Origin of the sequence: Caulobacter soli (genome assembly GCF_011045195.1) — a bacterium.
GTDB lineage: Bacteria > Pseudomonadota > Alphaproteobacteria > Caulobacterales > Caulobacteraceae > Caulobacter > Caulobacter soli.
Genome location: NZ_CP049199.1, coordinates 1229500 through 1242248, shown reverse-complemented (window position 1 = coordinate 1242248; position 12749 = coordinate 1229500). Strand labels below are relative to the sequence as shown.

General features: G+C 68.5%; 12 protein-coding genes and 1 pseudogene. 11 read left to right on the top strand and 2 right to left on the bottom strand.

Annotated elements, in window-relative coordinates:
- Positions 1-100 precede the first annotated feature (100 nt).
- The 8 genes from pheS to G3M62_RS06095 all read left to right on the top strand — a co-directional run bounded on the left by pheS (position 101) and on the right by G3M62_RS06095 (position 6866).
- Entirely contained in the window at positions 101-1174 is a 1074-nt protein-coding gene (pheS, locus tag G3M62_RS06130; protein ID WP_165185546.1) for a phenylalanine--tRNA ligase subunit alpha, read from the top strand.
- Between the two features lie 52 nt (positions 1175-1226).
- Positions 1227-3665 (top strand): phenylalanine--tRNA ligase subunit beta, encoded by a 2439-nt coding sequence (pheT, locus tag G3M62_RS06125; protein ID WP_165185544.1) that lies wholly within the window; start codon positions 1227-1229, stop codon positions 3663-3665.
- 248 nt (positions 3666-3913) lie between these two features.
- Positions 3914-4057, top strand: a complete 144-nt coding sequence (locus G3M62_RS06120; protein ID WP_165185543.1) for a hypothetical protein — start codon at positions 3914-3916, stop codon at positions 4055-4057.
- 114 nt (positions 4058-4171) lie between these two features.
- On the top strand, positions 4172-4468 hold the full coding sequence (locus G3M62_RS06115; protein ID WP_165185541.1) for a hypothetical protein: 297 nt from the start codon (positions 4172-4174) through the stop codon (positions 4466-4468).
- Positions 4465-4737, top strand: a complete 273-nt coding sequence (locus G3M62_RS06110) for a hypothetical protein (RefSeq protein ID WP_246263493.1) — start codon at positions 4465-4467, stop codon at positions 4735-4737. Before G3M62_RS06115 ends, G3M62_RS06110 begins: the two co-directional genes overlap by 4 nt.
- 62 nt (positions 4738-4799) lie before the next feature.
- Positions 4800-5396 (top strand): peptide-methionine (S)-S-oxide reductase MsrA, encoded by a 597-nt coding sequence (gene msrA, locus G3M62_RS06105; protein ID WP_165191208.1) that lies wholly within the window; start codon positions 4800-4802, stop codon positions 5394-5396.
- Between the two features lie 96 nt (positions 5397-5492).
- On the top strand, positions 5493-6029 hold the full coding sequence (locus G3M62_RS06100; protein ID WP_165185537.1) for a TIGR00645 family protein: 537 nt from the start codon (positions 5493-5495) through the stop codon (positions 6027-6029).
- A gap of 60 nt (positions 6030-6089) precedes the next feature.
- Entirely contained in the window at positions 6090-6866 is a 777-nt protein-coding gene (locus tag G3M62_RS06095; RefSeq protein ID WP_165185535.1) for a transglutaminase-like domain-containing protein, read from the top strand.
- Here G3M62_RS06095 and G3M62_RS06090 read toward each other — a convergent pair.
- On the bottom strand, positions 6850-7599 hold the full coding sequence (locus tag G3M62_RS06090; RefSeq protein WP_165185533.1) for a hypothetical protein: 750 nt from the start codon (positions 7597-7599) through the stop codon (positions 6850-6852). The genes G3M62_RS06095 and G3M62_RS06090 overlap by 17 nt on opposite strands.
- A gap of 265 nt (positions 7600-7864) precedes the next feature.
- Positions 7865-8439, bottom strand: a pseudogene (locus G3M62_RS06085) (DUF1134 domain-containing protein); the annotation flags it as partial.
- Positions 8440-8623: 184 nt separating this feature from the next.
- Between G3M62_RS06085 and lepA the strand changes: the two are divergent.
- The 3 genes from lepA to G3M62_RS06070 are packed head-to-tail and all read left to right on the top strand — an operon-like array spanning position 8624 to position 12707.
- Complete coding sequence (gene lepA / locus G3M62_RS06080) at positions 8624-10432, top strand: translation elongation factor 4 (protein WP_165185529.1); 1809 nt, start codon at positions 8624-8626, stop codon at positions 10430-10432.
- Positions 10433-10441: 9 nt separating this feature from the next.
- Positions 10442-12070, top strand: a complete 1629-nt coding sequence (locus G3M62_RS06075) for an NAD(P)/FAD-dependent oxidoreductase (RefSeq protein ID WP_165185528.1) — start codon at positions 10442-10444, stop codon at positions 12068-12070.
- A gap of 13 nt (positions 12071-12083) precedes the next feature.
- Complete coding sequence (locus G3M62_RS06070; RefSeq protein ID WP_165185526.1) at positions 12084-12707, top strand: glutathione S-transferase family protein; 624 nt, start codon at positions 12084-12086, stop codon at positions 12705-12707.
- Positions 12708-12749 lie beyond the last annotated feature (42 nt).

Below are 12749 nucleotides of genomic sequence, written 5' to 3'. Positions count from 1 at the left end.
CCGATTGCGATCTGAAGAGCCCTCCGGTGCGAACCGGAGGGCTTTTTGCTGCGCGCTCCCCTACTCCCCGTCCCACGAATGCTCTAGACGGAACCCCGTCATGACCGATCTCACCTCCCTCGAAGCCGACGTGCTGGCCCAAGTCGCCGCCGCCGGCGATCTCGCCGCCCTGGACGCCGTGCGCGTATCCGCCCTGGGCAAGACCGGCTCGATCTCGGGCCTGCTCAAGACCCTGGGCGCCATGAGCCCGGAAGAACGCAAGGAGCGCGGCGCGGCGATCAACGTCCTGCGCGACCGCGCGCAGACGGCGCTGAACGACAAGAAGGCCGTGCTGGAAACCGCCGCCCTCGACGCGCGCCTGGCCAGCGAGACCCTGGACCTGACCCTGCCGGCCCCGCACCGCCGTCGCGGCGGCGTGCATCCAACCATGCAGACCATGGACGAGATGATCGCCATCTTCGCCGAGATGGGCTTCGCCGTGGCCGAGGGCCCGGACATCGAGGACGACTTCCACAATTTCACGGCCCTGAACTTCCCCGAGAAGCACCCGGCCCGCGAGATGCACGACACCTTCTTCTTCAATCCGAAGGAGTCCGGTGAACGCATGCTGCTGCGCACCCACACCAGCCCCGTGCAGGTGCGGACCATGGTGTCGCAGAAGCCGCCGATCCGGATCATCGCGCCTGGCCGCACCTATCGCTGCGACAGCGACGCCACCCACACGCCGATGTTCCACCAGGTCGAGGGCCTGGTGATCGACAAGGGCATCCACATGGGCCACCTGAAGTGGACCCTGGAGACCTTCATCGCCCGGTTCTTCGAGACCGACGCGGTGACGACCCAGTTCCGGCCGCACCACTTCCCGTTCACCGAGCCGTCGGCCGAGATGGACGTGCAGTGCGATCGCTCGGGCGGCGAGATCAAGATCGGCCAAGGCACGAGCTGGCTCGAGATCCTGGGCTGCGGGATGGTTCACCCCAACGTCCTGCGCGCTTGCGGCATCGATCCGGACGAGTATCAGGGCTTCGCCTTCGGCATGGGCGTCGATCGCCTGGGCATGCTGAAATACGGCATGCCCGACCTGCGCGACATGTTCAGCTCGGACGGCCGCTGGCTGGACCACTACGGCTTCAGCGCCTTCACCGCGCCAAACGCCGCCAGCGGCTTGAGCTGATCCACCCTGAGATTCCACCAGCCCCGCCCGGCGGGGTTTGGAGACCGACACGATGAAGTTCACCCTCTCCTGGCTCAAGGACCACCTTGAGACCACCGCCTCGGCCACCGAAGTCGTCGCCGCCATGACCATGGCCGGCCTCGAGGTCGAGCACGTCACCGATCCCGCCTCGAAGCTGGCCGCCTTCACGGTGGCCAAGATCGTCGAGGCCGTGCAGCACCCCAACGCCGACCGCCTGCGCGTCTGCCAGGTCGACACCGTCGACGGCCGCAAAGAGATCGTCTGCGGCGCGCCAAACGCCCGTCCGGGCCTGACCACCGTCTACGCCCCGATCGGCGCCTATGTGCCGGGCCTGGGCGTGACCCTGGTCGAGAAGCCGGTGCGCGGCGTGGTCTCCAACGGCATGCTGTGCTCGGGCTCCGAGCTCGAGGCCGACGACGGCTCCGAGGGCATCCTGGAGCTGTCCGACGACCTGGCCGTCGGGACGCCGGCCGCCCAGGCCCTGGGCCTGGAAGCCGTCATCGACTTCGAGGTCACCCCCAACCGCCCCGACTGGCTGGGCGTGGCCGGCATCGCCCGTGACCTGGCCGCGGCCGGCGTGGGGACGCTGAAGGACCTGTCGATCGCGCCCGTGCCAGGGAGCTTCCCCTGCCCGATCACGATCAAGGTCGACGGCGACGCCTGCCCGACGTTCAGCGGCCGCCTGATCAAGGGCGTCAAGAACGGTCCCTCGCCCAAGTGGCTGCAGGATCGCCTCAAGGCCATCGGCCTGCGCCCGATCAACACGCTGGTGGATATCACCAACCTGATCACCTACGACCGCGCCCGCCCGCTGCACGTTTATGACGCGGCCAAGCTGGTTGGGACCGTGATCGAGGCGCGCCTGGGTCATCACGGGGTGCACGGCGACGAGCACCTGATCGCCCTGGACGGCAAGACCTACGAGCTGACGCCCGAGATGAGCGTGATCTCCGACGCCGCCGGCGAGCGGCCGATCGGCATCGGCGGCGTGATGGGCGGCGAGAGCACCGGCTGCTCGGACGAGACCGTCGACGTCTTCCTGGAAAGCGCCTGGTTCGACCCGATCCGCACGGCCCAGACCGGCCGCACCACCGGCATCAACAGCGACGCCCAGTACCGGTTCGCCCGCACGGTCGACACCGGCTCGGTCGTGCCCGGCCTGGAGCTGGCGACCAAGCTGATCCTGGAACTGTGCGGCGGCGAGGCCTCGGAGGTCGTGGTGGCCGGCGAGGCCCCGGCCGCCCCCGGTCCGATCCTGTTCGACCCGGCCTATGTCGAGCAGCTGTCGGGCCTAGCCATCGCGCCCGAGCGAACGCTGAAGATCCTGACCGACCTGGGCTTCACGATCGAGCCGCCCAAGGACGTCTCGACCACCGCCTTCGCCATGAACGCCGAGAGCCTGGTCTGCGTCACCCCGCCGACCTTCCGCCGCGACGTGCAGGGCAAGGCCGACCTGGTCGAGGAAGTGGCCCGCATCGCCGGCTACGCCGCCCTGCCCTCCACCCCGCTGCCGGAAACGGCGCGGGCGGTCGGCGGCGTGCTGACCCCGCGCCAGGCCCGGGCCCGCATCGCCCGCCGCGCCCTGGCGGCGGCCGGCTACAACGAGGCGGTGACCTGGAGCTTCACCAACCAGAAGATCGCGGCCCTGTTCGGCGGCGGCGCGGCCGAACTGGTGCTGGCCAATCCGATCGCCTCGGAACTGGACTGCATGCGCCCGTCGATCCTGCCCAACCTGATCGAGGCGGCCGGCCGCAACGCCCGCCAGGGCTTCCCGGACGTCGCCCTGTTCGAAGTGGGTCCGGTGTTCTTCGGCGACCGCCCGCAGGACCAGAAGACCACCATCGCCGCCATCCTGGCCCCTCGCGCCCCGCGCGGCTGGGACAAGGCGTCGGCCGAGGACGTGTTCACGGTGAAGGCCGACCTGCTGGCCCTGCTGGAGGAGATCGGCGCGCCGGTCGACAAGCTGCAGACCGCCCAGGGCGACGCCTCGTCGTGGTGGCACCCCGGCCGCTCGGCGCGCCTGCAGCTGGGCCCCAAGGCGGTGCTGGCCGAGTTCGGCGAGCTGCATCCGGCGGTCTTGAAGGCCCTGGACGTGGCCGGTCCGGTCTACGGCTTCGAGATCACCCTGGAAGCCGTGCCCGAACCGAAGAAGAAGTCGGTCAAGACCAAGCCGGCCTTCACGCCCTCGCCGCTGATGCCCCTGACCCGCGACTTCGCCTTCGTGGCCGACAAGGCCAAGGCGGCGGGCGACCTGGTCAAGGCCGCGGCCGGCGCGGACAAGGCGCTGATCGCCGCCGTGCGGGTGTTCGACGTCTATGAGGGCCCCGGCGTGCCGGACGGCTCGAAGTCGGTCGCGCTTGAGGTGGTGATCCAGCCGCGCGACAAGACCCTGGCCGAAGCCGAGATCGAAGCCCTGTCGGGGAAGATCGTGGCGGCGGTCGAGAAGGCTGGCGGGAAGCTGCGGGGTTAGCGGCTCACCCACTTGCCCCCACCTGACCGCTTCGCGGTCTGTCCGCCCCCATAGGGGGCGGAGCGCTCTTCCCCCTGTGGGGGAAGACGACCGCGAAGCGGTCCGTAGGGAGCAAGTGCTAACCGCCTGAGCGCGGCCGCATATTTCTTGCGCACCCCAGGCCATTCGCCGCAGCCGCGCGGCAAAGCCTTGCGCTGGGCCTACGCCCACGCTACCTGTGTAATCGCACACGGAGTTTCCACGCCATCATGCTGTCGCAGCTGGCCATGAACGTTCTGATCGCCACCGGCCTCACCGCCGGCGTCGCGATCTCGTGTGCGCGCGCCATTATGATGCAGGCCAAGATTAAAACCGTTCGTGTGCGAACGGGGCAGCACAGGCGCGCGGGCTAGACCCGCAAAAACGCCGAAGATCGCAAGATCCGCAAAGCCCCGCTTCCCACAAGGAGCGGGGTTTTTGCTGTGCGGTCGTCGGTCCTCCCTTCGAACCCAAAGGACCTTTGAAACATGAGCTACCTGCCGTCCCCACCCGCCTTCCACTCCGACCACGAAGGCGTCACCGTCCACCAGCTGCTGCTGGCCGCCCAGGACGCGCCCTCGGCGCTGGAAGCCGTCCGCCAGGGCCTGGCCGACAGCGGCGCGGAGCTGTGCGCCCTGTCGATGAAGCCGGTCGGTCAGATCGTCGAAGGCTTCCTGCGCGTGCGCCACCTCAGCGACCAGGCCGCCCGCCTGCTGGCCCGCGACCTGGCCGCCTGGCCGGGCGTCACCTCGGCCAGCGTCGAGCATCAGTGGGTGCGACCGTGAGCGCTCTCGAACCGGCCAAAGACGAAGAAGGCGACAAACGCCGGCTGTTCCTGGTGATCGCCGACGACACGCCCGACGCCCTGATGCGGGTGTTGGGCGTGGCCAACGTCCAGCAGACGCGCCTGCGCGCCCTGACCGCCCAGCCCGACGGCGCGGGCCTGTCGATCCGCATGGAGCTGGACGACCAGGGCGACGACCGCGCCCAGGTCCTGGCCGCGCGGTTGTCCGCCTGCCCGTCGGTGCGCGGCGTCGGATTCGGCTGGCGATAGGGTGTAACCTTTCCATCGCCCGATCCGTATCTAGAGGTACGTCCTTCCGGAGACCTTCGATGATCCGCCGCCTGCTCGTCCTGATCGCCAGTTTCGCCGCCATCGTACTGCCCGCCGACGTGCTGGCGGCCGGCAAGCCCGCCCCGCCCGCGACCGCCGTGTTCGCCGGCGGCTGCTTCTGGTGCATGGAGCACGACATGGGCGGCATTCCGGGGGTGCTGAAGGTCGAGAGCGGCTACACCGGGGGCCATGTCGACCGCCCCACCTATCGTGATGTGACCAGCGAGACCTCGGGCCACTACGAGTCGGTGCGCGTCACCTACGACCCGGCCAAGCTCGACTACGGCTTCCTGCTCTACAAGTACTGGAAGCTGGTCGACCCCACCGACGATGGCGGCCAGTTCTGCGACCGCGGCCCGTCCTACCGCCCGGCGGTGTTCGTCACCCCCGACCAGCGCCCGATCGCCGAAAAGTCCCGCGCCGAGGCCGCCAAGCGCCTGAAGTCCGGCACGATGAAGGCCCAGATCCTGGACCTGAAGACCTTCTGGCCGGCCGAGGCCTATCACCGCGACTACGCCAAGAACCACTCCATCGACTACAACGTCTACCGCCTGGGCTGCGGCCGCGACCTGCGCCTGAAGCAGGTGTGGGGCGGGTAAGGTCTAACGAACGGCGGCTGGCGGCGAGGCGATCCTGCGCTATCGTGGGTTACATAACCGACGACCAGGCCCAAAGGACCCGCGCCGCCGATGCCAATGCAGAAACCCATCCTCGAAACCTGGCTGGAGCGCGGTCTGTTCGCCTCGCGCTGGCTGATGGCCCCGTTCTATGTCGGGCTGGTCATCGCCCTGGCCGCCCTGATGGTGGTGTTCTTCCAGGAGCTGTTCCACGGCCTGCCGCTGGTGTTCAACGCCAAGCCGGAGAACGCCATCCTGCTGGCCCTGTCGCTGATCGATCTGTCGCTGGCGGCCAATCTCCTCGTGATCGTCATCCTGTCGGGCTACGAGAACTTCGTCTCCAAGATCGACACCGCCAGCCACGAGGACCGGCCCGAATGGATGGGCACGGTCGACTATTCGGCCATGAAGATGAAGCTGATCGCCTCGATCGTGGCGATCTCGGCCATCGCCCTGCTCAAGGCCTTCCTGCATCTGAGCGAAGTGACCTCGCCACCCGAACCCATCGACCAGCCGCGCCTGATGTGGCTGGTGATCGTCCACCTGGCCTTCGTGGTCTCGGGCCTGCTGCTGGCCCTGATGGACTATGTGAACAGCAAGGCGTCTAAGCACTGATCCCTCGGTGAACCTTCGCCCCGGGCAGGCCGTTGTCACGGCTCACCTGGGGAGACGACCATGCGCGTGCATGTCGAGGCGCGGTTGGACTACGACTTTCCCGAACGCGTGGAGTCCCTGCTGCAGATCGAGGCGGCGGTCGCCGACGACCAGACGGTGGTCGAGGAGCGGCTGACCTTCGATCCGCCCGTGGCCTTCACCCGCCGCGACGATCCCGCCAGCGGCGAGCGGCGCGTAGCCTTCGAGCACCAAGGGCGCCTCGCCATCGTCTACGCCGCCACCGTCGAGATCGCCGATCGCCAGATGGACCTGGCCGGCGCCGTCCAGCATCGCGTGGCCGAGCTGCCGATCGAGACCCTGCCCTATCTGCGCGGCAGCCGTTACTGCCCCTCCGACACCTTCGAGACCATCGCAGACCAGAAGTTCGGGACCTTGCGCGGTGGCGAGCGCGTGGCGGCCATCGCCGCCTGGATCATCGGCCACCTGGAATACCGCCCGTGCAGCGACTGGCGGACCACGGCGCTCGAAACCTATGTCCAGCGGGCCGGCGTCTGCCGCGACTTCGCCCACCTGGCCGTCACCCTGTGCCGGGCCAGCGACATCCCCGCCCGCGTGGCCAGCGTCTACGCCCTGACGCTCGACCCGCCCGACTTCCACGCCGTGGTCGAGGTCTATGTCGGCGGCCGCTGGCGCCTGCTGGACCCCACGGGCCTGGCCCCCATCGACGGCCTGGTCCGCATCGCCTACGGCCGCGACGCCGCGGACGTGGCGTTCCTGACGATCTTCGGGCGGGCGAACATGGTCAGCCAGAGCGTGACGGTTAGACGCGCGGACTAGGCGACGCCGCCTTCTTCCGCCGCGCCTTCGGCTTCTTCCTGAACACCCGCTCGAACAGCACGAAGGCCGCCGGCAGGGTCAGCAGGAACGACAGCAACCCTACCCCGCCCTTGGCGATCAGCACCGTGGCCTTGGGCACGCCGTAGATCGTGAACACCTTCACCGGCAGCAGGATCTGCGGATCCGACCCTTGCGCTTCGCCATTGGCCGAGATCGGGATCGCCTTGAACGTGGCCGGACTGACGTTGAAGCGCACGAGCAGCACATGGTCGCCCTCGTCCTTGGGCGAGACGATCCACTTTACCCGCTCGACGCCCGTGGCCGCGATGCGCTGGACGTCGAATTCGTGGCTTGGGGCGGGGGTGAGCGCCAGGTCCGCGCCGCTGAGCTCGACCTTCATCCCGGCCGGCGGCTGCACCGAGGCATAGCCGTAGCCGTCACCCGTCCCGTCGTCCGCCGAGCCGGTTTTCCAGTGGGCGTCGCCGGTCGTGTATTCGGCCTCCAGCACCCCCTCCTCGTTCTCGCGGATCGTGCGGGGGTACTTGATGTTCAGCCAGCCGATGGCCGTTCCGTTCGGGTCCTGGACCACGAAGCGCGGCGCGATAGCGGGCTCGGCGGTCGGCGGCGGCGCGGCGGACGTCGCCTTGGCGTCGATCAATCGGGGTAGGACGACGGCGCTGGCGATCGCCAGTCCAAGCCAGACGAACCAGAGGCGCTTGAGCCGCTCGAACATGACGCATCCTCGCGTCGGGCGCGCTCCGAGGCGCGGACCGGCCGCCGCGACCCGACGTCTTCGCGCGGCGGGACTTTCCCGTTGCGATTGATAATGGCGAGAAATGCTCGCGAGACCAAGCACTAGGTCCTCCCCCTATGGGGGAGGTGTCGGCAAAGCCGACGGAGGGGGGAGTAATCCGAAGCTGACCACGACCCGGTCAACGCTCCGACAACTCCCCCCACCGGCCTTCGGCCGCCTCCCCCACAGGGGGAGGATCTTGGGCCTAGAACGGCAGGATGTTGCGCTGGCGGCTATAGGCCAGGTAGCCCACGTTCGCGCCCAGGCGCAGGCCGACGCCGGCGCGGATCGGGGCCAGGGTGATGGTGTCGGCGCGCTGGTAGTTCACGCCCAGGCCGCCCACCAGATAGGCCGTGCCCTCCACGCCCGGGAAGCGGCGGAAGATGGCGTCCGGATACTGCAGGTTATAGCACAGGGTGAAGACCCTGCTGGCGTTGCCGCCCCAGTCCCAGCCCACCGACGGGCCCTGCCAGAACACCTCCTGGGTGTCGCGGCCCTTCATGTACAGCAGGCCCCGACCATAGCGCAGGCCCACGCCGACGGCGCCCGAGCCTTCCTCGCCGGCGATGTAGCCGGTGGGCTGGCCGTTGTCGCGGAAGGCGCGCTCGATCACCGCCCCGATGCTCTCGGCGGTCACGCCCAGGAAGTCCGAGCCGCTGCGGATCATCTCGTCGGCTGAATAGGTCTGGGCGCGACCGGTGTCGTACTGCGACCGGGCCGGCGGGTCGCCGGGGCGCTCTTGGGCGGTGCTGGCGCAAGCGCCGAGGCCGGCGGTGGCGATGCCCGAAAGGATCAGCTTGCGACGGTCCATGTGCTCTCTCGTGATTCCGACAGTCGAGAGTGTCTCAACCCTTTGAGTCGGGTTTGCGGCTTGAAGCTTAATGGCGAGTTAACCATGAGGGTTCAGCCGGGGGCCGGCGGAACGACACTCGCGAAACCGCGCAAATATGCTAGACGCACGCACATGACTTCGACGCCTCTCGACCGCATTCGCAATTTCTCGATCGTGGCCCACATCGACCACGGCAAATCGACCCTTTCCGACCGCCTGATCCAGGAGACCGGGGGCCTCACCGCGCGTGAGATGACCGCCCAGGTCCTGGACAACATGGACATCGAGAAGGAACGCGGGATCACCATCAAGGCCCAGACCGTGCGTCTGGACTACAAGGCCGACGACGGCCAGACCTACATCCTGAACCTGATGGACACCCCCGGCCACGTCGACTTCGCCTATGAGGTCAGCCGCAGCCTGGCCGCGTGCGAAGGCTCGATCCTGGTCGTCGACGCCAGCCAGGGCGTGGAAGCCCAGACCCTGGCCAACGTCTATTCGGCCATCGACAACAATCACGAGATCGTCCCGGTCCTCAACAAGATCGACCTGCCGGCCGCCGAGCCCGAGCGCGTGCGCGCCCAGATCGAGGACCTGATCGGCCTGGACGCCAGCGACGCCGTGCTGGCCAGCGCCAAGTCGGGCGTCGGCATCCACGACGTGCTGGAAGCCATCGTCACCCGCCTGCCGCCGCCCAAGGGCGACGAGAACGCGCCGCTGAAGGCCCTGCTGGTCGACGCCTGGTACGACGCCTATCTCGGCGTCGTGGTTCTGGTCCGCGTCTTCGACGGCCGCCTGCGGGCCGGCCAGAAGATCAAGATGATGCAGCACGGCTCGACCCACCTGGTCGACCGCGTCGGCGTCTTCAAGCCCAAGAACACCCCCGTCGAGAGCCTCGGCCCCGGCGAGATCGGCTTCTTCACCGCCCAGATCAAGGAAGTGGCCGACGCCGCCGTCGGCGACACCCTGACCGACGAGAAGAAGCCCACCGAAAAGGCCCTGCCCGGCTTCAAGGACGTCCAGCCGGTGGTGTTCTGCGGCCTGTTCCCGGTCGACGCCGCCGACTTCGAGGACCTGCGCGCCGCCGTCGGCAAGCTGCGCCTCAACGACGGCAGCTTCACCTACGAGATGGAAAGCTCGGCGGCCCTGGGCTTCGGCTTCCGCTGCGGCTTCCTCGGCCTGCTGCACCTGGAAATCATCCAGGAGCGCCTCAGCCGCGAGTTCGACCTGGACCTGATCGCGACCGCTCCCTCGGTGGTCTACAAGATCCACATGCGCGACGGCTCGGAGATCGAGCTGCACAACCCCGCCGACCTGCCCGACCCGATGCACATCGAGAGCATCAGCGAGCCCTGGATCAAGGCGACGATCTTCACCCCCGACGAGTATCTGGGCGGCGTGATCAAGCTCTGCCAGGATCGCCGCGGCGCTCAGCGCGAGCTGTCCTACGTCGGCAACCGCGCCATGGTGATCTACGACCTGCCGCTGAACGAGGTGGTCTTCGACTTCTACGACCGCCTGAAATCCATCTCGAAGGGCTACGCCTCGTTCGACTATCAGGTCGAGGACTACCGCCCCGGCGACCTCGTGAAGATGTCGATCCTGGTCAACGCCGAGCCCGTCGACGCCCTGTCGATGCTGGTCCACCGCGACCGCGCCGAAAGCCGCGGCCGTGGCATGTGCGAGAAGATGAAGGAACTCATCCCGCAGCACATGTTCGTCATCCCCATCCAGGCGGCGATCGGCGGCAAGATCATCGCCCGCGAAACCGTCCGCGCCCTGCGCAAGGACGTGACCGCCAAGTGCTACGGCGGCGACGCCTCGCGCAAACGCAAGCTGCTGGACAAGCAGAAGGCCGGCAAGAAGCGCATGCGCCAGTTCGGCAAGGTCGAGATCCCGCAGGAAGCGTTTATCGCGGCGTTGAAGATGGACGGGGATTGATCCGACCTCATGCTGCGGATCTCCGATCTCAAGCTCCCCCTCGGCCATCCGCCTGAAGACCTGGCTCCGGCGATCTGCAATCGCCTGGGCGTCACCGCCGACGACCTGATCAGCCACACCATCGTCCGCCGCGCCCATGACGCGCGGAAGAAGGCGGCAATTCTGATGGTCTACACGGTCGATGTCGCGCTGCGCGACGAGGCGGCCGTGTTGGCGCGGTTCGCGGGTGACAGCCAGGTGCGGGCAAGGCCCGACACCGACTATCGGCTGACAGCCCAGGCCCCGAAGGACTTCACGCGCCCCGTGGTCATCGGCGCTGGCCCCTGCGGGCTGTTCGCCGGGCTGATCCTGGCGCAGATGGGCTTCAAGCCGATCATCCTGGACCGGGGCAAGGTGGTGCGCGAGCGGACCCAGGACACCTGGGGCCTGTGGCGGCGCGGCGAGCTGAATCCGGAGTCCAACGTCCAGTTCGGCGAGGGCGGCGCGGGCACCTTCTCGGACGGCAAGCTCTACAGCCAGATCAAGGACCCCCGCCACCTGGGCCGCAAGGTGCTGGAGGAGTTCGTCAAGGCGGGCGCGCCGGAAGAGATCCTGACCGAGGCCCATCCGCACATCGGCACCTTCCGCCTGGTGACGATGGTCGAGAGCATGCGCGAAACCATCGAGGCGCTGGGCGGCGAGTATCGCTGGCAGCATCGGGTCGACGACTTCGACATCGAAACCGCCGCCGACGGCGCGCGCAGGCTGAAGGGCCTGCACATCTCGAACGGCGACTACCTGGAGGCCGACCACGTGGTGCTGGCCGTCGGCCACAGCGCCCGCGACACCTTCCAGGTGCTGTACGACCGAGGCGTCCACATCGAGGCCAAGCCGTTCTCGATCGGGGTGCGGATCGAACATCCGCAGTCGTGGATGGACAAGGCGCGCTTTGGGGCCTGCGCCGGCCATCCGGATCTGGGCGCGGCCGACTACAGCCTGGCTCATCACTGCGCCAACGGCCGCACGGTCTACAGCTTCTGCATGTGCCCGGGCGGCACGGTCGTGGCGGCGACGTCGGAACCCGAGCGCGTCGTCACCAACGGCATGAGCCAGTATTCGCGCAACGAGCGCAACGCCAACTCCGGCTTCGTGGTCGGCATCGATCCCGAGCGCGACTATCCGGGCCACCCGCTGGCCGGCATCGAGTTCCAGCGCAAGTGGGAGAGCCTGGCCTATGTGGCGGGCGGCTCGACCTACGCCGCCCCGGCCCAGAAGGTCGGCGACTTCCTGGCCCGCAAGCCGTCGGAGGCCCTGGGCGAGGTGCAGCCGTCCTATCGCCCAGGGATCAGGATGACCGACCTGGCCGAGTGCCTGCCGGCGTTCGTGCTGGACGCCATGCGCGAGGCCCTGCCGGTGTTCGGCCGCCAGATCGCCGGCTACGACCACCCGGACGTGCTGATGACCGGGGTCGAGACCCGCACCTCCTCGCCGATCCGCATCACCCGCGGCAAGGACTTCCAGAGCCTCAACGTCGCCGGCCTGTTCCCGGCCGGCGAAGGCGCGGGCTACGCCGGCGGCATCCTCTCGGCGGCCGTGGACGGCATCAAGGTGGCCGAAGCGGTGGCGGCGGCCTATGTCGGGGCGCCGGCCACGGCCTAGTACGGAGACCCCCATGCTCAAGATCCTCGGCCGCACCTCCTCGCTGAACGTGCGCAAGGTGCTGTGGACCTGCGACGAGCTGGGCCTGGCCTATGAGCGCGAGGACTGGGGGACGGGCTTCGCCTCGACCAAATCGCCTGAGTTCCTGGCCCTGAACCCCAACGGCCTGGTGCCGGTGCTGATCGACGAGCAGGGGGCGCTCTACGAGAGCAACGCCATCTGCCGGTACCTCGCCGCCCGCTATGGCGCCGGCCACCTGCTGCCGGTCGAGCCGCGCGCCCGGGCCATGGTCGAGCAGTGGATGGACTGGCAGGCCACCACCCTGAACCCGACCTGGAGCTACGCCTTCCTGGCCTTGGGGCGACCGACGCCGGGCTATGACGACCCGGCCAAGATCGCCGCCAGCGTCGAGGCCTGGAACAAGGCCATGACCCTCCTCGACCAGCGCCTGGCCGACACGGCCGCCCATGCCGCCGGCCACGACTTCACCCTGGCCGACGTGGTGCTGGGCGTCTCGGTCCACCGCTGGAAGCGGACGCCGATGGACCGCGCCGACCTGCCGGCGGTCGAGGCCTACTACGCACGGCTGAAGGAACGTCCGGCGTTCGGGCCCTGGGCGCTTGACGCGGTGGGCTAGCGCCCTCCCCGCTCATCCCGGCGAACGCCGGGATGAGCGGTC